This is a genomic window from Mucilaginibacter sp. 22184, from assembly GCF_052045695.1.
Taxonomy (GTDB): Bacteria; Bacteroidota; Bacteroidia; order Sphingobacteriales; family Sphingobacteriaceae; genus Mucilaginibacter.
The window spans coordinates 247174-269414 of the sequence record NZ_JBQEPI010000005.1 but is presented as its reverse complement, the minus strand read 5'-3'; the positions used below and the strand labels follow the sequence as shown (position 1 = coordinate 269414).

At 42.6% G+C, this 22241-nt stretch carries 20 protein-coding genes; 9 read left to right on the top strand and 11 right to left on the bottom strand.

All coding sequences use genetic code 11. From position 1 onward, the window contains the following. Positions 1 to 53 precede the first annotated feature (53 nt). Genes ACTJKG_RS13210 through ACTJKG_RS13200 form a run of 3 tightly spaced genes read right to left on the bottom strand, consistent with a single transcriptional unit; the run spans position 54 to position 1593 of the window. Positions 54 to 365: a SelT/SelW/SelH family protein gene (locus ACTJKG_RS13210; protein WP_172333541.1), complete on the bottom strand. Its 312-nt coding sequence runs from the start codon at positions 363 to 365 to the stop codon at positions 54 to 56. Further along, positions 362 to 766, bottom strand: a complete 405-nt coding sequence (locus ACTJKG_RS13205; protein ID WP_440739470.1) for a VOC family protein — start codon at positions 764 to 766, stop codon at positions 362 to 364. Before ACTJKG_RS13205 ends, ACTJKG_RS13210 begins: the two co-directional genes overlap by 4 nt. Continuing rightward, on the bottom strand, positions 763 to 1593 hold the full coding sequence (locus ACTJKG_RS13200) for an MOSC domain-containing protein (protein WP_440739469.1): 831 nt from the start codon (positions 1591 to 1593) through the stop codon (positions 763 to 765). Before ACTJKG_RS13200 ends, ACTJKG_RS13205 begins: the two co-directional genes overlap by 4 nt. Positions 1594 to 1820: 227 nt before the next feature. Here ACTJKG_RS13200 and ACTJKG_RS13195 point away from each other — a divergent pair, with 227 nt between their 5' ends. After that, positions 1821 to 3530 (top strand): GMC oxidoreductase, encoded by a 1710-nt coding sequence (locus tag ACTJKG_RS13195; RefSeq protein WP_172333538.1) that lies wholly within the window; start codon positions 1821 to 1823, stop codon positions 3528 to 3530. Between the two features lie 157 nt (positions 3531 to 3687). Further along, positions 3688 to 4401 (top strand): ThuA domain-containing protein, encoded by a 714-nt coding sequence (locus ACTJKG_RS13190; protein WP_440739468.1) that lies wholly within the window; start codon positions 3688 to 3690, stop codon positions 4399 to 4401. A gap of 102 nt (positions 4402 to 4503) precedes the next feature. Here ACTJKG_RS13190 and ACTJKG_RS13185 read toward each other — a convergent pair whose 3' ends face one another. The 4 genes from ACTJKG_RS13185 to ACTJKG_RS13170 form a co-directional block, all read right to left on the bottom strand. Continuing rightward, positions 4504 to 5763 (bottom strand): nucleoside permease, encoded by a 1260-nt coding sequence (locus ACTJKG_RS13185; RefSeq protein ID WP_440739467.1) that lies wholly within the window; start codon positions 5761 to 5763, stop codon positions 4504 to 4506. A 182-nt stretch (positions 5764 to 5945) separates the two neighbouring features. Then, the gene (locus tag ACTJKG_RS13180; RefSeq protein ID WP_172333535.1) at positions 5946 to 6548 is read right to left on the bottom strand and encodes a bifunctional nuclease family protein; all 603 of its coding nucleotides are present in this window, start codon (positions 6546 to 6548) and stop codon (positions 5946 to 5948) included. 26 nt (positions 6549 to 6574) lie between these two features. Next, entirely contained in the window at positions 6575 to 7552 is a 978-nt protein-coding gene (locus tag ACTJKG_RS13175; RefSeq protein ID WP_172333534.1) for an electron transfer flavoprotein subunit alpha/FixB family protein, read from the bottom strand. A 148-nt stretch (positions 7553 to 7700) separates the two neighbouring features. Next, positions 7701 to 8438 carry an electron transfer flavoprotein subunit beta/FixA family protein gene (locus tag ACTJKG_RS13170; protein WP_172333533.1) on the bottom strand — a complete coding sequence of 246 codons (738 nt, stop codon included), beginning with the start codon at positions 8436 to 8438 and terminating at the stop codon, positions 7701 to 7703. 60 nt (positions 8439 to 8498) lie between these two features. Here ACTJKG_RS13170 and ACTJKG_RS13165 point away from each other — a divergent pair, with 60 nt between their 5' ends. Further along, entirely contained in the window at positions 8499 to 8825 is a 327-nt protein-coding gene (locus tag ACTJKG_RS13165) for a tetratricopeptide repeat protein (RefSeq protein WP_369829179.1), read from the top strand. Positions 8826 to 9000: 175 nt separating this feature from the next. Next, positions 9001 to 10200 carry a chromate efflux transporter gene (chrA, locus tag ACTJKG_RS13160; protein WP_172333531.1) on the top strand — a complete coding sequence of 400 codons (1200 nt, stop codon included), beginning with the start codon at positions 9001 to 9003 and terminating at the stop codon, positions 10198 to 10200. Between the two features lie 106 nt (positions 10201 to 10306). Here the strand turns inward: chrA and dnaB are convergent, their stop codons facing one another. Next, a complete protein-coding gene (gene dnaB, locus ACTJKG_RS13155) occupies positions 10307 to 11872 on the bottom strand; it encodes a replicative DNA helicase (protein ID WP_172333530.1) in 1566 nt (521 codons plus the stop codon). A 308-nt stretch (positions 11873 to 12180) separates the two neighbouring features. Here dnaB and rlmB point away from each other — a divergent pair, with 308 nt between their 5' ends. After that, entirely contained in the window at positions 12181 to 12948 is a 768-nt protein-coding gene (gene rlmB, locus ACTJKG_RS13150; RefSeq protein ID WP_172333529.1) for a 23S rRNA (guanosine(2251)-2'-O)-methyltransferase RlmB, read from the top strand. Between the two features lie 112 nt (positions 12949 to 13060). Here the strand turns inward: rlmB and ACTJKG_RS13145 are convergent, their stop codons facing one another. Then, positions 13061 to 14146 carry a mannose-1-phosphate guanylyltransferase gene (locus tag ACTJKG_RS13145; protein ID WP_172336411.1) on the bottom strand — a complete coding sequence of 362 codons (1086 nt, stop codon included), beginning with the start codon at positions 14144 to 14146 and terminating at the stop codon, positions 13061 to 13063. Positions 14147 to 14392: 246 nt separating this feature from the next. Here ACTJKG_RS13145 and recQ point away from each other — a divergent pair, with 246 nt between their 5' ends. Then, a complete protein-coding gene (gene recQ, locus ACTJKG_RS13140) occupies positions 14393 to 16585 on the top strand; it encodes a DNA helicase RecQ (RefSeq protein ID WP_172333814.1) in 2193 nt (730 codons plus the stop codon). 63 nt (positions 16586 to 16648) lie between these two features. Here recQ and ACTJKG_RS13135 read toward each other — a convergent pair whose 3' ends face one another. After that, positions 16649 to 18550 carry an OmpA family protein gene (locus ACTJKG_RS13135; protein WP_440739466.1) on the bottom strand — a complete coding sequence of 634 codons (1902 nt, stop codon included), beginning with the start codon at positions 18548 to 18550 and terminating at the stop codon, positions 16649 to 16651. Positions 18551 to 18589: 39 nt separating this feature from the next. Then, complete coding sequence (locus tag ACTJKG_RS13130; protein WP_440739465.1) at positions 18590 to 19213, bottom strand: 7-carboxy-7-deazaguanine synthase QueE; 624 nt, start codon at positions 19211 to 19213, stop codon at positions 18590 to 18592. A 196-nt stretch (positions 19214 to 19409) separates the two neighbouring features. On the opposite strand from ACTJKG_RS13130, the gene ACTJKG_RS13125 reads away from it, so the two are divergent. From ACTJKG_RS13125 to ACTJKG_RS13115, 3 genes are read left to right on the top strand one after another with little or no spacing between them, the layout of a single operon-like run. Further along, positions 19410 to 20174: a hypothetical protein gene (locus tag ACTJKG_RS13125; RefSeq protein WP_172333525.1), complete on the top strand. Its 765-nt coding sequence runs from the start codon at positions 19410 to 19412 to the stop codon at positions 20172 to 20174. A gap of 31 nt (positions 20175 to 20205) precedes the next feature. Then, positions 20206 to 20535 carry a Rieske (2Fe-2S) protein gene (locus ACTJKG_RS13120; RefSeq protein WP_172333524.1) on the top strand — a complete coding sequence of 110 codons (330 nt, stop codon included), beginning with the start codon at positions 20206 to 20208 and terminating at the stop codon, positions 20533 to 20535. 47 nt (positions 20536 to 20582) lie between these two features. Then, a complete protein-coding gene (locus ACTJKG_RS13115; protein WP_172333523.1) occupies positions 20583 to 22187 on the top strand; it encodes a Na+/H+ antiporter in 1605 nt (534 codons plus the stop codon). The last annotated feature ends 54 nt before the right edge of the window (positions 22188 to 22241 follow it).

The following is a 22241-nucleotide window of genomic DNA, read 5'->3' as shown; positions in this document are numbered from 1 at the left end:
TCAAGAGATAAGAGCCAGGAATCAGGACAAGGGATTAAATTAATCGATTACTATTATTCTTCCTGATTCTTGATTCTTATTTCTTGCCTCTCTTTTTCCGAGTGCCCTAAGTTTTTATCCGGGTTAACCTGATCACGAACCAGCTGTTTTAACTCTTTGATCTCCGGGAAGCGCCCCTGTTCTTTTCTGTCGAACAATACCTTATCATTAACACTGATGGTATATTTGCCACTTGTTTCGCTTGGGTGCAGGGTTACGCCATAAACATCATCAGTAAAAGTAGTCAGCAGTTCCTGGGCCATGTAAGCGGCGCGCATCATCCAGTTACATTTGGGGCAGTATTCAATGGTAATAGTTGGTTTCATGTTGGTTGTTTATCGGAAGGTTGTATCAGGTCCCACAAATTACCGTAAAGATCTTCAAAAACCGCTACTATACCATAATTCTCGGTAACCGGCTGCCGCACAAAATTGATCCCTTGAGCAGTCATGGCCTTATGATCGCGCCAAAAATTGTCGGTATACAAAAACAGGAATACGCGCTTGCCCGATTGATTGCCAATAGCTTGTTTTTGTTCATCACCCGCAGCCTTCGCCAGCAGAATAGAACATTGTGCATCTTTATCCGGCGCTATTAAAACCCATCTCTTTGTTTCGCTTAAAATGGTGTCTTCTATCAATACAAAGCCAAGCTTTTGGGTATAAAAAGCAATGGCCTCATCATAATCGGCTATCACCAGGGTAATATGGGCAATATGTCTTTTCATTTATAAGGCACCAGGAATCTTTCTTCGGTGTGGGTACTTAATACATTCAGGGTATCGCCAATGGTAATGATGCCGGTACCTTCATGAACCAGATTTTGCCCAAACATTATTTTCTTGTCCATCAGCCGGTATTGCGCCAATGTTTTTAAAGGTTCTTTAGCCTTTACCGCCGTAAGCTGATCGATAGTAGTGAGCACACAACGTGCGCAAAGCTTGGCTCCATAAAAGTTGATACCGGCTACTTGTATATGGTTCATCAGGTCTTCTGCAAAAGGCTCACCGCCGGTAAAAACAATGTTAGGCCTGAACCGGTTCATGGGTAATGGTTCGGCAAGGCGACTATTCAGATCATTAAGCGAAGCCTGACCTATCAGTAAAAAAGGATAAGCATCGGCAAAAGAAGTGATCATACCCGGTGACGCATACCGCTGGTCAACCTCCCTATGCGTGTCTTCGGGCATGTGCACCAGTCGGCATTTTATACCCAGCGCGGCGCTAAACCAACTGTCCAATTCCGAATCCACAAATACGCCCGCACAGGTATCATCCCAGATAGCCACTTCCTGTTTGCCCTGGTTATGTTGCTCAAATGGTATGGCAACCGATCCGTTCAGGTGGTGGGTAACTAACAGTCCGTCGTTTTCAACCTGCACTTTTAGCAACGCCATTTGCGGATATTCTCGCTGGGTTAGGAAACGGTTTTGTTCATCAACCAGCATCCAGCGACGATCATATTTTAGCCCGCGGTCGGTAACCTCGGCGTTGGATAATGATATGCCTCCTAATGATTTGATAGGATAAATATATAATTCACTTACAGTAAGCATGGCAGTAGGGGTATAATATGTAAAAGTAGAAAAACTACCGTTGTTTTGCGAGAGGCGTTTACAGGAATATGATTATATGTGATCTGTATGATACTTTAATCTGACCTGTTTGTAACCTATAAATTACAATCGATTGTTTTTTTATTGACAGTTCATTGCTTTGTTTAGTTTTAATTGATATTATTGTTTATCCAATTGCAAAACCAACCTTTAATTTTATTGAAATTATGCCATTAAACAATGTAAACGGCAAGGCTAAAACCGCCAATACTTATGACGCTATAGTTATTGGCTCGGGCATTAGCGGCGGCTGGGCGGCTAAAGAATTAACCGAAAAAGGTCTGAAAACCATTATGCTGGAACGCGGCCGTAATTTTGAACACATCAAAGATTATAAAACCGCCAATAACAATCCCTGGGATATGCCGCACCGTGGCAGTCCAACACAGGCTCAACGCAAAGTCAGACCGGTAATATCACGTGGCTGGGGGGCTTATGAGCCCATCATGGATTATTGGGTTAATGAGCAGGAAGCGCCTTATACCGAAATTAAACCCTTTAACTGGTGGCGATCATACCAGTTGGGTGGCCGCTCTATTTTATGGGGCAGGCAAAGCTACCGCTGGAGCGATCATGATTTTGAAGCTAATGCCAAAGATGGCTGGGCAATTGACTGGCCTATCCGTTATAAAGACCTGGCACCCTGGTATGATCATGTAGAGAAGTTTGCCGGCATAAGCGGTTCATTAGAAGGTTTGGAGCAATTACCCGATGGGCATTACCTGCCACCAATGGATATGAACTGGGTGGAGAAAGATGTAGCTGCCCGGCTGAAAAAGAATTATAATGGCACCAGGCATATGATCATCGGTCGTTCGGCTAATCTTACAGCGGCCATTCCTGGTCGTACCAAGTGCCAGTTCCGTAACCGTTGCTGGGAAGGATGTCCTTTTGGTGGATATTTCAGTACACAATCCTCCACTTTACCGGCTGCTTTGGCCACCGGGAACCTAACGGTTAGGCCATACTCCATAGTTACTAAAATATTGTACGATAAGGATACGCAAAAAGCTACCGGCGTTGAAGTGCTTGATGCCGAAACCAACCAAACCTATGAGTATTATGCCAAGATCGTATTTCTGAATGCCTCGGCTTTAAACAGTGCCTGGGTGTTGATGAACTCGGCAACGGATGTATGGCCCGACGGATTGGGCAGCAGCAGCGGCGAACTGGGGCACAACATTATGGATCATCATTATAACCTGGGCGCATCTGGCCATGTAGAAGGTTTTGAGGATAAATATTATTATGGTCGCCGTGCCAATGGCATCTATGTGGTACGATTTGCCAATTTATTTGGCGATAAACGCGATTATCTGCGTGGTTTTGGCTACCAGGGTGGTGCAAGCAGAACAGGTTGGAGCCGCGAGATTGCCGAACTGAACATTGGCGCGCAATATAAAGACGCGATAACCGAACCGGGCGACTGGGAGATTGGCATAGGCGGTTTTGGCGAATTACTGCCTTATCATGATAACAAGATCACCCTGGATAAAAACCGCACGGATAAATGGGGCTTACCTGTTTTAGCCATGGATGCCATTATCAGGGACAACGAAAAGAAAATGCGCATCGATATCGTAAAAGAAGCCAAAGAGATGCTGGAAAGTGCCGGCGTTAAAAATGTAAAAACGCACGACAGGGGCCACAACGTTGGTGACGGCATACACGAAATGGGCACCGCCCGCATGGGGCTTGACCCTAAAACATCTGTTCTGAATGCGCATAATCAGGTATGGGATGCCAAAAATGTGTTCTGTACTGATGGTGCAGCGATGACATCGTCCGCCTGCCAAAACCCTTCATTAACCTATATGGCATTAACCGCTCGTGCAGCCGATTTTGCAGTTGGAGAATTGAAGAAGGGAAATATATAAAAGGATCATAGATAAATAGAGCAAAGAACAAGGATAAAATAAACATACACGTCATCCCGAATTTATTTCGGGATCCCACAAGCAAGGTTGATCATACAATGTAGATCTTCTTGTAGGATGCTGAAACAACTTCAGTACGACATAAACTTAATCAACTATGAAAAAACTACTTTTTATTTGTTTGCTATTAAGCACTACGTTGCTTTATGCAAAATCGAAACCCAAAGTGCTTGTTTTCTGTAAAACGGCGGGCTTTCATCATAACTCGATAGCGGTTGGCGTACCGGCTATTATGAAATTAGGCCAGGAAAATAATTTTGATGTGGATAGTACCACCAACGCTGCAAAATTTACACCCGACAACCTCAAACAATACGCCGCGGTGATATTTTTAAGCACCACTGGTAATGTTTTGGATGATACCCAACAAACTGCCTTTGAGCAATACATAAAAGCAGGTGGCGGCTTTGTAGGCGTGCATGCGGCTACTGATACGGAGTATGACTGGCCCTGGTATGGCAAACTGGTGGGTGCTTACTTTAAAAGTCACCCCAAACAACAGGAAGCTACGCTGAATGTGGTCGACCGCAATTTTATAGCCACCAAACATTTGCCCGAAACCTGGAAACGCTGGGATGAGTGGTACAACTATAAATGGATAGCCGACGATTTGCATGTACTGATCAAAATAGACGAAAAAAGCTATACCGGCGGCGAAAATGGTGATAATCACCCCATGGCCTGGTATCACAGTTTTGATGGCGGCAGAGCCTTTTATACCGAACTGGGCCATACCGATGAATCATATGCCGATCCCTTATACCTGAAACATCTTTTGGGCGGCATACAATACGCCATAGGCAAGAAATAGTTGCCTGAATCAGGATTTACAGAATTTAAGGATTTTCAGAATAATCGAGTAACATTCTGTTAATTTTCAAATTCTATAAATTCTGATTCAGATAATATTGCTTTATGCATGTGCAATGGCATGTTTTAATGCCGCGTTATGTTTATATCTAAATATAAAAGGAAAAATAACCGCTATAACCAGTGCATAAGCTGCAAAGGTTAGCCAGATGCCGTGCCAGTTTTTACTATGATCGGCATGGGTGAAGAACTTATCAATAATGTAGCCGCTGCCTATGCTGCCAAAAAAGGCACCAAAGCCATTCACCATCATCATGAAAAGGCCCTGGGCGCTGGCCCTGATTTCGGGTGTTGCCTGCGTTTCGACAAATAATGAACCCGAAATATTAAAGAAGTCAAAGGCCATACCATAAACGATACAGGAACCAATGATCATCCAAAGTCCGCTGGCCGGATCGCCGAAAGCAAACAGACCAAATCGTAACACCCAGGCCAGCATACTAAACAGCATCACATACTTGATACCGAACTTACGCAGGAAGAAAGGGATAGCCAGGATAAACAACGTTTCGGAGATCTGGGATATGGACATGATAATGGCAGGATACTTTACTGCTATGGTATCTTTATAAGCCGGCACAGTAGCAAAATCGTGGATATAGGTATCGCCATAGGCGTTGGTCAACTGTAAGGCAGCGCCTAACAAAAGTGAGAATGCAAAAAATATAGCAAACTTAGGTACTTTAAATAGAGTAAAAGCTTTTAAACCCAATTGCTCTACAAATGATTTATGAGCAACTTTACCCATAAGGGGAGGAGCTTTAGGCAATGTAAAAGAATATAAACCTAATACAAGGGCCATCGCCGATGAGATATAAAACTGATTGGCCGAGGTTTCGTTATGGGTAAGACTCACCGTCCACAATGCAGCAATAAAGCCGATAGTTCCCCATATCCGTATAGGCGGGTAATCTTTTACAATATCCTTATCACTGTTTTTTAACGCCGAATAGGCCACGGTTATGGATAATGATAGGGTTGGCATATAAAACACCATATTCAGCAACATCACCCAAAAAAACGTGATCGGATTGGTAACAAGCGGTAAACAAAATAAGGTCATTGCTCCTAAAATGTGCATTACCCCGTAAAGCTTTTCGGCATTTATGAAGCGGTCGGCAATAATACCGGTAAGGGCGGGCATAAAGATAGCCGAGATGCCCATGGTTGAAAAAATAGCACCAAAGTGCTCACCCGACCATTGTTTATTTTGAAACCAGTATACCCCTATAGTTAGTAGCCATGAACCCCATATAAAAAACTGCATAAAATTCATCACTATTAAGCGAAACTTAATATTCATACAACGCCGGGTTTAAATAATAAAATCAGTATTAAATTAAAAAGGGAAAGTAGTGAAATTAATGTGAATCAGGAAATTTGAGAATTCATCTGAACCCTGATTTACCTGATTAAAGGATTAAATAATTTTTTCATTAAAATCGAGGTAATCATATAATCCTTTAATCAAGGTTCAGACAATCTCTACGATGCTTTGCGTTTGTTTAACTCATCGCGTATTTTGGCTGCCTTTTCATATGATTCTTCGGCAAGCGCTTCTTGTAATTTGGTTTTAAGTTCGTCTATACTCAATGAGGCAAATCCGCTGCCTACGGTTGCGCCTACTGTTTTCTCTTCCTGGGTTTCGTTGATGTTTTCGAGATAAACAAAATCATTGCCTTCAATAACTATACCTGCGGTAGACAGGATGAACTCGTAAGTAAAAATAGGGCAGTCGAACCTTACAGCTACCGCAATAGCATCTGATGTGCGGGCATCAATCTCGATGGATCGTTTACCATCGCTACAAATCAATTTGGAGTAAAATATACCGTCGACCAGGTTATAAATAATGATCTCCTGCACCTCGATCTGATAAGCTTGTGCAAAGCTCTTAAACAGATCGTGCGTAAGCGGGCGGCTCGGGGTCATTTTTTCTATCTCGATAGCTATGGCCTGTGCTTCAAAGCTGCCGATAATGATAGGGAGCCGTCGCCGGCCGCTTACCTCGCCTAAAACTAATGCGTAAGCGCCCGATTGTGTCTGACTGTACGATAACCCTACTATATCCAGCTTAATTTTTTTCATGTTATTACCCATCGCACCTATATAATTTATGCTGAAGCTTTATATTCTTTAACGGCCGCTATTAATTGAGGCACAACTTCAAAGGCGTCGCCAACAATTCCGTAATCTGCCACTTTGAAAAAAGGAGCTTCCGGATCTTTATTGATCACCACAATAACTTTTGAAGAACTGATACCCGCCAGGTGCTGTATAGCACCTGAAATTCCTATCGCAATATACAAATTTGGACTGACAGCGATCCCCGTTTGACCAACGTGTTCGCTGTGTGGGCGCCAACCGGCGTCTGATACTGGTTTAGAGCATGCTGTGGCCGCGCCAAGCAGTTCGGCGAGCTCTTCTACCATGCCCCAGTTTTCGGGTCCTTTGAGGCCACGACCGGCAGAAACAACAATTTCCGCATCGGGCAGGGATATTTTATCGGTAGAGCGAACGATCTCTTTGATCACGGCTCTAAAATCGGACTCTTTGGTTTCGGCAGCAAAATCTTCTACCTGGGCAGTACCCCCGGTTTCCACCACCTTATAAGAGTTAGGCACCAGGGCGATAACCTTATTGGCTGATGTTAACTCTACAATAGCAAATGCTTTGCCCGAGAAAGCAGTTTTTTTGATAGTGAATTTACCACCATTTTGCTCTGGCAGCGCTACGGCACCGTCAGCAACACCGGCCTGTAGTTTCACACCCAAACGTGGCGCTAAACCACGGCCAGAGAATGTATTGGATAATACCACAATATCGGCGCTTTGCTTTTTTGCGGCTTCGGCAATGATAGAGGCATAAGCCTGGTTGATAAAATTCTTGAGCTTATCGCCAGATACGTTCAGCACTTTTTCGGCACCGTATTTACCTAACGCGGCTAATTCATCTTTGCTGACATCGCCAATGGAGATAGCCACAAGATTGGTTTTATTTTGATCGGCAATGGCACGGGCATAGGTAACAGCTTCAAAAATTGACTTTTTGAATTTACCACCGGCATTTTCCGCATATATTAAAACTGACATATATTAAAATGAGTTATGGTTTTAGGAAATAAGAATCAAGAGACAAGAATCAAGAAAAAATATATCGCTATGTTGAATTATATTTTTTAAATCTCCCATCTTCTGAATTTCTTATCTTGATTCTTGGCTCTTGATTCTTGTTTCTTTTTTAAATAACGCGTGCTTCGGTATGCAAAAGCTCAACCAATTTCGCTGTATCATCAGCAGGAACCAATTTTACTTGTCCACGAGGGGCAGGAGTTTCATAGCTCAATACTTCCGAATAAGTCTTTACTTCAACTGGTTCAACCACCGCTAAGGGTTTGGTACGGGCCGACATGATACCGCGCATATTGGGTATTTTAGGTTCAGCAACGCCTTCAGCAGTACCGGCCACAAAAGGGTAGGGAATGGTCAGGAGCTCTTTACCGCCCTCTATCTCGCGTTCAACGGTAGCTTCTTTATCAGCAGCATCCAGTTTTTTGATGATAGATACCGAAGGCAGATCAAGCAACTCGCCAAGCATACCGGCAATTTTTGAGCCGTTATAATCGATAGACTCGCGGCCCGTCAAAATAAGGTCGAACGGATTGGCTTTCACGTACTCAGCTATCTGGTAAGCCACATACCAGGCATCGTGAGGTTTAGCGTTTATACGCACCGCGTCTGTAGCGCCAATAGCCAGCGCTTTACGGATAGTAGCTTCTGTATTTACTTCACCAACGTTGATAACCGTTACCGCCCCTTTACCGCCATCGGTTAACTCAATAGCACGCGAAAGCGCTATCTCATCATATGGGTTTAGTATAAATTGAACACCATTTGTATTAAATTGGGTGTTATTATCAGTAAAGGTTATTTTTGTGGTGGTATCAGGAACATTACTTACACATACCAGGATCTTCATATCAATAGGTTTTTGCAAATTTAATTAAAAAAGATAGAGTTTAAAATGGAGTTGAGCAGATTGGATAAGCTATTAGAATTTATAAAGAACGAACCCGAAGACGAATTTTTAAAATACGCCCTCGCCACAGAATATCTACGTCTGAATCAGGCAGATAAGGCCTTAACTTATTATGAGGACCTGGTGACAAATCACCCGGGTTATGTGGGCACTTATTATCATTTAGGCAAATTATATGAAGCCCTGAACCGCAAACCCGACGCTATTACTACCTACGAAAACGGCATGACCATAGCCAAACAAAAGCGCGACAACCATGCTTTTTCGGAGCTGCAGGCTGTTTACCGCCAGGCCAAAGGCATTGAAGAAGATGACGACGATTATTAAATAGTTCATTTGTTTGCTGGTTCATTAGTTCATTGGGACCTATGCTAATCAGAATTTAAGAATTAAGGAGATTTTACTAATCTTACAAAAGTTTAACAACCGTGTAATGACGATTTGTTTAATAAGGTTTGGCTCGATACCAATGAACCAGTGAACTAATGAACCAGTGAGCTAAATGAAAAAACGGGAACTTCTATTTCTTCGTGATGTATTGATCTATACGTTTACGGCTTTTGGTGGCCCGCAAGCGCATATAGCTGTTTTACTGCGTGAGTTTGTGGAAAAACGGCATTATATTACCGAAGATGAATTAATGGAGCTCAATGCTTTATCGCAAGTGTTGCCCGGCCCGTCATCAACCCAAACATTGGTCGGTATAGCCTGGAAGGTAGGCGGATTAAGGCTGGCTTTGATCACCTTCCTGATATGGATACTGCCGTCTGCTGCAATTATGGCTACCGCTGCTATCAGCTATAAAATGTTTGCCAACCGTGCTAAATTTGCACACATTATCACTTATATACAACCCTTGGCTGTAGGTATTGTGGCTTATGCTACCTATAGTTTTGCGCACAGGTTCCTGAAAACGCGGGTGAGCACCATGCTGGCTATAGCATCGTTCATAGCAACACTTATTCTCCAAAATGCCTATGCTTTCCCATTATTGGTTTTATTAGGTGGGATTATATCATCGGCTATGGAAACCCAGCCGCAGGAAAACGAATTGAGGGTTAAACTATACTCTAACGTAAACCCTAATAAAGTGGCCTATTTTATTGGGATTCTGTTGTTCTTTGCGGCACTGGGTGCCATCATCAATCAAACATCACCGTTTAGCTTACCTATTCGTTTATTTGAGAACTTTTACCGTAACGGTATCCTGATATTTGGTGGCGGACAGGTTATGGTGCCGCTCATGTACACAGAATTTGTAGAAGTTAAACATTACCTCAGCAATTCGGAATTCCTTTCCGGATACGCCTTACAACAGGCGCTTCCGGGGCCAACATTTTCTTTTACATCCTTTTTAGGCGGTATCACTTTAGGGAACAAGGGATACGGCATTGGTGGGCAGATCATAGGCAGCATTGTGGCGGTTATTGGGGTAAACACACCCGGCTTGATACTGATCCTGTTTATTGTGCCGTTTTGGGAAGATCTTAAAAAGATAACCCGTATTAAAAATTCCTTAAGTGGTATCAGCGCGGTAGCGGTAGGTTTTATGGCTACGGCTTTTATTTTATTGGTACGGCCATTTGGGGGCAACTGGATAGCTTATGGGCTTATGGCGGGCACTTTTTTACTGTTGCACTTCACCAAAATAAAAACCCCGGTAATTATTATCATCGGGGTGTTACTGGGGATATTTTTTTGATTTGGGATTTCGGATGTTCGATTTCGGAATTACTATGATTTAAGATTTCTTGTTTAGTTCAATCCACAATAAAAATAAATCCGAATCAAAATTCCCAAATCCGATATTAAAACGGTGGTTCATCATCAATATCGTCCATTCGCGATGGGCGGATGATGAAGTTACTTTGTTTTTCAAAATCCTGCGATGGCGCCAGGCCCGAGAATGCGCTGCCCGCAGCAGGAGGGAAGCCATCCATGCTCTCTTCCAGGTTAGCGAATTTTACGTATTTACCCACAAACTTCAATCGTACCGTACCCGTTTCACCGTTACGGTGTTTGGCTATAATAACTTCACCCACATTGTTGGTTGGGTTACCGTCTTCATCTTCTGTTAAGCCATAGTATTCAGGGCGGTAAAGGAAAAGCACCATATCCGCGTCCTGCTCAATAGATCCCGACTCACGCAAATCCGATAGCATTGGTCTTTTGGAGTTGCCCGGCCTGGTTTCAACCGCACGACTTAATTGCGATAGCGCGATCACCGGTACGTTCAATTCTTTGGCTACCGATTTCAAGGCCCTTGATATACTACCAATTTCCTGTTCACGGTTACCGCCACCACCTTTACCTTCTGCCTTACCATGCATCAACTGTAAGTAGTCAATAATGATCAGTTGGATATCATGCTGTGATTTTAAACGGCGGCATTTGGCCCTGAATTCAAATATATTCAATGCCGGGGTATCATCGATGATCAGTGTGGCTTGTTCCAGCCTGCCAATCTTAGAGTGGATCTGTTGCCATTCCCATTCCTCCAAAGTTCCCTTACGTATCTTTTCCTGTTCAATTTCGGTTTCGCCGGATATTAAACGGTTAACCAACTGAACCGAGGACATTTCCAGCGAGAACACCACAACCGGTTTATCAAAGTCGACCGCGGCGTTACGGGCACAACTCAGTACGAAAGCCGTTTTACCCATCGCCGGGCGGGCAGCTATAATCACCAGGTCGGATTTTTGCCAGCCCGAGGTCATCCGGTCGAGCGCTGTAAAGCCAGAGGCTACACCGGTAAGACCATCTTTTTTATCTTTTAACGCCTCAATATCTTTTAAAGCTTCATGCACCAGGTCATCCATTTTACGGGCATCGCGGCGCAAGTTACTTTGTGCAATTTCAAAAAGGTTCTTCTCAGCCCGGTCTAACAGGTCCAGTACGTCAGATGTGTCCTCATAAGCGCTTTGAATAACATCCGTAGATATGCGGATCAGTTCGCGTTGAATGAACTTCTGAATGATAATACGGGCGTGAAATTCAATATTGGCTGCAGAAGCCACACGACTGGTCAGTTCTGTAATGTAGTAGGCCCCACCAATCATTTCCAGTTCGCCTTGCCTGCGTAGTTCGGCTGTAACTGTCAGGATATCAACCGGTGACGATTTTTCAAACAGCTGTTTTATAGCCGCAAATATTTTCTGGTGATTATCACGATAAAAAACTTCGGGATTTAAAACATCAATAACCGACGAAAGGGCGTCTTTTTCGAGCATTAACGCTCCTAAAACAGCCTCCTCCAGATCGGTAGCCTGGGGCGGAAGTTTCCCCAGTCCGCTGTAGGGTGTCGGGGTAGTGATGCGGCTCCGGCGGTCGTTAGTATTCGGCTTGTTCTGCAGGTTATCGTTCTCGAAATTCATAAGTCGACAAAAATATACAAAAAATGTTTTTTTGAAGCTACATTTCCATCAACATAGTGTATCGAGATTTTAAAACAATCATACCCAGTGTTATAATTTAAAGCTTTTTAATTAACACACCTATGTTGATAACTTTATAATAAAGTTTTAGTTGCTCTGATTTACAAACATTTAAACCTATGTTAATAAAGTTTTATAATGTTAACTATTATTGACCTGTGTTTTTAAAAAACCGAAAAGGGTTATCAGTTCAATAAGTGCTTAATCAATTAATATAGCTACTTTTGCAGAAAAACAGATCATTACAAATGGCATTTAATTCAAGACCTCAGCGCGAAAGTAACCAAATGGTTTTTGGTATCAGGGCGATCATGGAGGCCATCACTTCGGGCAAGGAAATTGAAGCATTATATATCCAGAGAGGAGGCGCAGGTAGCCTGTCGCATGAGCTAAAAGCTTTGCTTACAGAATATAACATCACCGCCCAGCAGGTGCCCGTTGAAAAACTGAATCGCCTTACCCAAAAAAATCACCAGGGTGCGGTAGCTTTTATTTCGCCGATAACTTATCAGAAGATTGAAAATATAATTCCCGAAGTATTTGAAAAAGGAGAGGTACCATTGGTGCTTGTTCTGGATTCTATTACCGATGTGCGCAATATGGGCGCTATTGCCCGTACCGCCGAATGTGCCGGGGTGCATGCCATTGTTATCCCTGCTAAAGGTTCGGCGCAGATAAATCCTGATGCTATTAAAACATCAGCGGGAGCATTGTACAAAATACCGGTTTGCCGTCATGATAACTTTATGCAAACCGTTCGTTTTTTACAGGAATCGGGCTTACAATTGGTTTGTTGTACCGAAAAAACACAGGACGATATTTACAAGCCCGATTATACCGCCCCAACAGCCATTATCATGGGATCCGAGGAGGATGGCATCCGCAACGAGATCATCCGCATATCAGACCACTTAGCTAAAATCCCCATGTTTGGTGAGATCGAATCATTGAACGTATCCGTATCAACCGGAGTAATATTGTATGAGGCGATAAGGCAACGCGTTGCGGTTAAGTAGTTGATTGGGTGAGTGGTTGATTGAGTCTATTAAGTGAGTAATTGGATTATATTAGAAATTATAACGATCCGCTTTAATGAGCACCATTAACTTAATCAACCACTCACCAACCCTAAATAAATTTCGTTCCAAATTTGGCTTTCACATCAGCCACTACCTGTTTTACATTCTGTTCCTGATCGCGCGGGCAAATCAGGAGGGTGTTGTTGGATTCTACCACGATAAAATCATGCAAGCCCTGTAGTATCACCAGTTTTTCACCCGGCACATTCACCATGCAATTGGATGAATCATACATGATCACTTTTTCTGACGGGATTACCACGTTGCCCACATAATCTTTCTCGGCCAGGTCATAGATCGAGGCCCAGGTGCCCAGATCACTCCAGCCAAAGGCCGATGGCAGTACATACACATTATCCGCCTTTTCCATGATCCCGTAATCGATCGAGATATTGATGCATTGCTGATAAGCTTTGTGCACATAGCTCTTCTCGTCCCCGGTATTGTACACCGGACGTGCTTCCGCGAAGATCTCATGCATCTCTGGCAAATGACGACCAAAAGCTTTAACAATGGCTTGAGCCGACCATACAAAGATGCCCGCGTTCCATAGGAAGTCGCCGCTCTGGATAAACGTTTTGGCTATTTCCAGCGTGGGTTTTTCGGTAAACGTTTTTACTTTATGAAAATCCTGGTTAATGGCCTGGTCGGTATACTGGATATATCCGTAACCTGTATCCGGGCGCGATGGCTTAATCCCAAGGGTGATCAAACTATCGGTTGAGGCTGCAGTCTCCAGTGATTTTTCAATCGCTGTCACAAACGCTTCCTCATCCAGGATCTGCTGATCTGAGGGGGCTACCACGATAACCGCCTCGGGGTTCAGGCTTTCAATCTTGAAACAGCCATAAGCCACGCAAGGTGCCGTATTGCGCATCACCGGTTCGGTCAGGATTTGCCCATCGGCCATTTCCGGTAATTGTTGTTTCACCAGTTTGGTATAATTCTCGTTGGTCACCACGTAGATGTTTTCTTTGGGGCATACTTTCAGAAAACGTTCGTATGTATTTTGGATCAGGGTTTTGCCCGTGCCCAGGATATCTATAAATTGTTTGGGATGCGATGACCGGCTTATGGGCCAAAAACGGCTCCCGATGCCGCCTGCCATGATGATCGCATAATTGTTTTTATTCATGTGGTAAAAAGAGTTTTTATTTTGCGTAGCCAGCGCAAAAGTGTACAATAATCTGTTAAATATGGGTTAAATAAAACTAAATAATTGGATAGCGAATTTGTCCGCAATTTAAATGCGCCAAATGAACAAATTGTTTTTCATTTAATAATCATATTTGTATAAAATTAAATAGTAAATCCATCGTTTATTCATTAAATTTTGTTACTTTAAACTTTTAAATACAATTCAAGATCACGTTAAACAATGATAGAAACTAAGAAGTCGCTATTTGATAATCTCCAGAATTTTTTCGGATTCGACAACTTTAAGGGGGAGCAGGAAGCGATTATAACAAACATACTGGCGGGTAATGACACCTTTGTGATCATGCCTACCGGTGGTGGCAAATCCATGTGTTACCAGTTGCCGGCATTAATGAGCGACGGCACTGCGATAGTAATTTCACCGCTGATAGCTCTGATGAAAAATCAGGTAGATCAGTTGAGAGCTTTTGGAGGTTCAGACAGCATAGCTCATTTCTTAAACTCATCACTTACCAAATCAGACATAGCCCGCGTTAAAGAAGACGTGCTGGCCGGAAAAACCAAACTTTTATATGTTGCTCCCGAGTCACTGACCAAACAGGAGAATATCGACTTTTTAAAACTTAATCATGTATCATTTGTAGCGGTTGACGAGGCCCACTGTATATCGGAGTGGGGGCATGATTTCAGACCCGAATACCGCAAGATACGCCAGGTGATCAGCAATATCGGCGAAAATATACCCATCATTGCCTTAACGGCTACCGCTACACCAAAAGTTCAGCAGGATATACAGAAAAACCTGCAGATGAACAATGCAACGGTATATAAATCATCATTCAACCGTTCAAACCTGTTTTATGAAGTTCGTGCCAAACGCAATGTGATCAAAGAGATCGTAAAGTTTGTAAAGCAAAACCAGGGCAAATCGGGCATCATTTATTGCCTTAGCCGTAAAAAGGTTGAAGAGGTTGCCGAAGCGCTCAATCTGAATGGTGTGAGGGCATTACCATATCACGCCGGCCTGGATCCCAAGGTACGTGCCGATACGCAGGACAAATTCCTGATGGAAGATGTGGAGGTGATTGTAGCCACCATTGCTTTTGGTATGGGTATCGACAAACCGGATGTTCGTTATGTGATACATCATGATGTGCCTAAAAGCATGGAGGGGTATTATCAGGAAACAGGCAGGGCTGGTCGCGACGGCGGTGAAGGTGTTTGTGTGGCTTTTTATTCTGAAAAAGATATTGATAAGCTTCAGAAATTCATGAAGGATAAACCGGTTTCTGAACGTGAAATTGGTACCCAGATATTGAAAGAAGTAATTGATTATTGCGAATCTTCTGTATGCCGTCGTAAACAACTGCTGCATTATTTTGGAGAAAACTTTAATGAAGCGGGCTGTAATAACATGTGCGATAACTGCTGCGGCCATAAAGACCATTTTGATGGCGAGGAGCATTTGCATAAAGCGCTAAGCCTGATCAAACACATTGGGGAGAAGTTTGATGATCAGCATATCATCAGCATATTGATGGGAACTGAAAACGCCCAGGTAAAGAGCTATGAACATGATACCCTTGACTATTATGGATCGGGTAAGGAGCAAGGTGAAAACCTGTGGAACTCATTGCTGAGACAAGCTTTGTTAAACAATTATCTTTCCAAAGATATTGATCAATATGGCTTGCTGCGTTTAACCAAAACCGGTAACAGCTTTATTGATAACCCGCACAGCATCCGTTTTATCCTCAATAAGGTGATGGAAGCTACCGACGATGACGATGACGCTGACGGCCCTAAACAAGGCGGTGGCGCATTGGATACCCAGCTATTGCAAATGCTTAAAGACTTGCGTAAAAAGCTGGCTAAGCAAAAGGGCTTGCCTCCATTTGTGATATTCCAGGATCCATCATTAGAGGAAATGTGCACGCATTATCCAATCACTACTGAAGAATTAAAACAGATCTCAGGAGTAGGAGCAGGTAAAGCCCTGAAATTCGGTAAACCATTTACTGATCTGATACAAAAATATGTAGAAGATAACGATATCGATCGCCCGGTTGATATGGTGATTAAAAGCGCGGCTAATAAATCGGCACTCAAAGTATTTATTATCCAGAATATCGATCGTCACCTGAATCTGGATGACATTGCGGCCTCCAAAGGGCTCACCTACGAAGAGATATTGAAAGAAGTGGAAACTATAGTGAACTCAGGCACAAAACTTAACCTGAACTATTATATTGATGAAGTAATAGATGAGGACAAGCAGGAAGAGGTATTTGATTACTTCCGCACCGCCGAAGTTGACTCCATCGATGATGCGTTAAGCGAATTAGGAAACGATGATTATACCCGTGAAGAGGTGCAATTAATGCGCATTAAATTCATATCAGAAATGGGTAACTAATAACAAATAAAAAAGCTTTTAGTAATTTGCTAAAAGCTTTTTTTATGTTCAATTACTATCCTCTTATTTAGAAATAATTTTAAACTCGGTGCGGCGGTTCTTTGCCCGATTTTCATCGGTATCATTAGGCGCTATCGGTTGCATTTTACCATAACCTTTATATACCAGGCGAGTGGCACTAATGCCATTACCAATTAAATACTGATACACAGATTTGGCCCGGTTTTCGGAAAGAGTCTGGTTAATCTGATCCGGGCCCACATCATCTGTATGGCCTGATATTTCAATATGTACCGTTGGATTTACGGTTAAAAATTCGATCAGTTTCACCAACTCCGCTTTTGATTCCAATTCGAGATCGAATTTATTGGTATCAAAGAATATGTTCTTCAGGATCACTTTATTGCCAACATCTATAGGCGACAATGAAACAGAAATGTTAAACGGATTCCTGGTTTTATAACCCACCAGCGAGAAATTCTCGGAATAGAACATATACCCGCTTTTCGAGATATTCAAACCATAGTTTTTACCCGAAGTAATGGTAGCCAAAAAGCTACCTTCGTCATCACTGCTATAATCCTGGTAAACCGGTTGATTGCTTTGCAAATCAATGATCTCGATAGCGGCTTCCAGCGGATGATTGCTTTTAGCGTCATGTACATTGCCTTTTACATAGGTTACTACGCGTGGCCGTACATTTACCGGTAACTCAAATGTGTAAATATCATAACCGCCATAACCATTTAGATTATCCGAAGCGAAAAACGCGATGTTACCGTTCGCGGTTAAGGTCAGTCCATTTTCATCTCCGTTGGAATTAATAGGGTAGCCCAGGTTTTCGGGCTTTTGCCATTTGCCATCTTTACCCAAACGGCTTACAAAAAGATCTTTATTACCCAAACCCGGCCATCCATTGGAGCTAAAGTAAAGCGTACTATCATCGGCATGGATAAAAGGCGATTGCTCATTATAAGCCGTATTGATATTTGGCCCCAAATTTTCTGCAGGCCCCCAACCTTTGCTGTTCAGGGTTGACTTCCATATGTCGTATCCCCCATAACCACCTGCCCGGTTGCTTACAAAATAAAGCGTACGCCCATCAGCGCTTATGGATGGCTGTGATTCCCATCCGGAGGTATTTACCGGCGGACTTAAGTCAACAGGTTTACCCCAATCCTCGCCTTTTTTTTGAGCAATATAAATATCACATCTACCCAAACCATCGGGACGGTTACATCCCGTGAAAAACAAGTATTTACCATCCTGGGAAATAGACTGCGCGCCTTCGTTGTACTGGGCTGTATTGATCTGATCGCTCAGATAACTGGCCGTTTGCCATTTCCCGTCAATATTGGCGCTTTTGTAAAAATCTTCATTGTTGTTCACCTTCCGGGTAAATATCAATAAGGCTTCGTCGGCGGTGGCAACAGGCAGGTATTCATCATTGGCTGTATTTATTTCGGGACCTATATTCACAGGCTTAAACGCTACCGGATGCTGCATCGCCTGGATACTGAATTTAGCATCGGCAATAAGCTTTTGCGCATATAACTTATTAGCAGGAGTGATATCTGGATAGGTTAAATATTTTTCCAGGTGCTGCTGAGCCTGCGGGTATTTTGCTTCCGTTATTTCGGCCTCACCGATTTTGAGATAAACTGAACGGTTAAAATCGGGATTAATGCTTATAACCCTCAAATATTCATCAATGGCTTGTTTGTATAGATGTCTCAATCGAAATACATCTGCAAGCTGGGCATGTGCTTCTACAAATTTGGAATCTTCATTGATAGCCTTTTGAAGGCTGGCAATGGCTTCGTCATATAAATGATCATCGAGATTTTTGTTGGCTTCGGCAAAATACTTTATGGCTTCCTTTTTAGTGGTAGTGTATTGGTTTTGCTGAGCCAAAGCAATAACAGGAAGAAAAATTGATAAAATCAGGATGATTACAATCTTCATCTGTTTTGATACGATAAATGTTATCGTAAGTTACAAATATTAAGGAATATTCAAATACTTATGCGTTTGCAATGATATTTCCCATTGCGGATTATTCATCACATAATCAACTATAAGCGGAGTTATTTCCTTTGATTTTGACCATTCTGGCTGTAGATACAATTTGCAATCGGGCGATACCATTTTGGCATGATATTCGGCCCATTCAAAATCCGATTTGTTAAACACGATCACCTTTAGTTCATGCGCGTTTTCGGCCACATGGGGCATAGGTGCTTTGAATTTTTTGGGTGACAGGCAGATCCAGTCCCAATCCCCCGAAAGCGGATAGGCGCCCGATGTTTCAATAAAAGTTTTAATGCCCCGGTCATGCAGCTGGGCGGTCAGATAATCTAAATTGTAGATTAATGGCTCACCACCTGTTACCACAACAGCTTTTGAAGGATGCACAGACGCCTTGGCCACTATTTGATCGGCAGCGGTTAAAGGATGTAATTCAGCATCCCAACTCTCTTTAACATCACACCAATGACAGCCTACATCACAACCACCAAGGCGTATAAAATAAGCCGCTTTGCCTGTGTTGTATCCTTCGCCCTGTATCGTGTAGAATTCTTCCATTAAAGGAAGCAGCGTGCCGTCGTCTGGAATCTGGTGTGCCATAATTTTTGCAAAGGTATCTATTTTATACCGAAAGCGTAAGGGCGAATAGTAAACGTAGCGTAAACGTTTTAGCTATTTATTCTTTTTATTATGGTTAATAATATTTATTATTACTTCAGTTTTAACAACCCGGTTAAATTAACCTGGATTTAACTTAACTGATATGAAATCCTCGTAAACCTAAAACCATAAGCCGATGAAAAAATTCTACCTACCCCTAATTTTTCTGGCCATTTTATGTTTAAGCTCCTGTGTAGATATTGAAGAGCAATACGATTTTAAAGCCGATGGCAGCTGTAATGTGGTATATGGCTTTGATATGAGCAAAGCTGTATCCGTATTGGTGAACCTGATGTCTGATTCGGTAAAGGAAACGCCGCAGTTTAGTTTGGTTAAGGACACCACACTGAATTTTTACAGCGCGATGCCCGACAGTACGCAGCAGAAAATGAGCATCGAGGAAAGTAATATGGCTAAAACCAGCGACCTTTCCATTAACATGAACCTCAAAAAGAGCATCATGAAAGTGAATATCACGCATGTAGCCAAAAACGCTGCCGACTTACAGTATTATCTTCAAAATCTTTCAAAAATAGCCCTGAACAGCCGTATCAATGCATTTACAAGCGCCGATAAAGCCAGCAAAAGTTTTGATGCCCGCCAAATGGTAGCCGGTCAGGATTATTATTCGTATGATATCACCCCGCATAAATTTTACCGCATAATCGACAAGGCCAAATTCAACGCCTTTTTGAAGAAAACCCAATCTACATTTATGATGGCCAAAGCCATGTTGATAGATATGCCTTATAAGGTGATCCTGAAATTTGCCAAACCTGTTAAAAAATTAAATAATTCTAAAGCCGTACTCTCTGCCGACAGACGCAGCGTAACGCTGGTTACAAGTATGGACGAGGTAATCAAAAACCCATCGGTAATGAATCTGAAGATCGATTTTTGATATTATATTTATCTTCGGCTTTTACTTTTTTATGAAGTGGCATAAGATCAATATGGCCTATACATCAGCGCCATTTATTACCAAAACTAAAATTGGCCGCAAAAGCATTTGCATAGTTGGCTTTGAGGGTAGTTTGTATGCCCTGTCGGCCGTTTGCCCTCATGCCGGAGCCGATCTGAGCGAGGGGTTATGCGTGAAAGGTAAAATTGTTTGCCCGTATCACCGGTATACCTACAATCTTGAAACCGGCAAAGGTGGAGAGGGCCAAAATGATTTTGTAGCCACATATCCCGTTGAAATGAGAGCAGACGGTATTTATATAGGCATAAAATCTTTTTGGGAACGGTTAAGTGGAAAGTGAAAACTGATCAAACTTTCATAAACTACGATTGATTTTTATCTTTAGCCATGCATTATTCCCTGCTGCAATTTCTGATCTTGCTTTTTGCCGCCTTCATGCTCATCATGCTGGCCAAAAAGTTAAACATCGCATATCCTATATTTTTGGTTCTGGCTGGCCTGGTTATCGGTTATATCCCTGGTATGCCGATAATAGCTATCGACCCCGATCTCATATTCCTGATATTTTTACCACCATTACTTTATGAAGCAGCCTGGTACACCTCATGGAATGATTTCTGGAAATGGAAACGACCGATAAGTTTACTGGCATTTGGGCTGGTTATTTTTACGTCAACTATTATCGCTTTTTTCGCCACGGCGGTTATACCCGGCTTTACCTTGCCTATGGGCTTTTTATTGGGTGGCATTATATCCCCACCAGACGCGGTAGCGGCCACTTCGGTTTTAAAAAATGTTAAGATCCCCAAAAGAATAATCACTATTTTAGAAGGTGAGAGCCTGATTAACGATGCCTCCAGTTTAATTGTACTGCGTTTTGCTTTGGCCGCTGTGCTAACAGGCAAATTTTCCCTGCATGAAGCCACTACAGAGTTTTTTGTGGTTACCTTGATGGGCATAGTGATAGGAGTGGTGGTGGCTCATGTAATGTATGCCATACATCGTTTTTTACCTACCACGGCAAGTATTGATTCGGCATTAACGCTCATATCTCCCTATTTTATGTACCTGGCAGCCGAGCAATTTCATTATTCGGGTGTGATGGCTGTAGTAAGCGGAGGGTTATTCTTATCCTACCGATCGCATGAAATATTTACCGATGGGCAAAGCCGATTACAAGCGATTAATGTTTGGGCAACGGTAGTTATTATCCTCAATGGTCTTGTTTTTATTTTGATCGGGTTAGAGTTACCGGTGATCATGAAAGGGTTGGAGGGCTATTCATTGGCAGAAGCATGGAAATACGGACTGATCATCAGTGGAATAGTTATCCTGATCAGGTTGATCTGGATATATCCCGGCACTTTTGTCCCTCGCTGGCTCTTTAAAAGTATCCGCACTACAGAGCCAAACCCCGGTTGGAAAAATCCGTTTATTGTTGGTTGGGCGGGTATGCGTGGCGTAGTTTCGCTGGCAGCAGCGCTCTCATTGCCTTTAATAACCCATACCGGGCAGGCGTTTCCGCATCGAAACCTTATTATTTTTATCACCTTCGTGGTGATATTGGTAACGTTGGTATTTCAGGGATTTACACTACCTATCCTCATTAAATTGATGAAGATAAAAGACATTGATCAGGTGGTACCCGAAGATCAGCAGGAAATGACCATCAAGATCAGGCTTACAGAAGTGGCCCTGAAAAGACTTGATGAACATTATTTAGATGAAATTGAACACAACCACTTACTACAAGTATTAAAAACCGAACTGCAAAATAACGCGGAACACGCAGCGGCACGCCTTGGATCATTAGAACATGGAGATACCCATCAAACACAAAGAGATGTTTATCGGAAGGCGTTGAAAGATATTTACCAACAACAACGCAAGGAGCTTTATCGCATCCGGAAGGAGAAAAAATTCAGTGAGGAAGCTATCCGCCGGCAAGCTATGCAAGTTGATCTTGCCGAAATGAAAATACTAAGTAAGTAAGGTGAGCGTTGGATTAAGTGAGTAGTTGATTGAGTTAAATGGTTCTAACTTAAT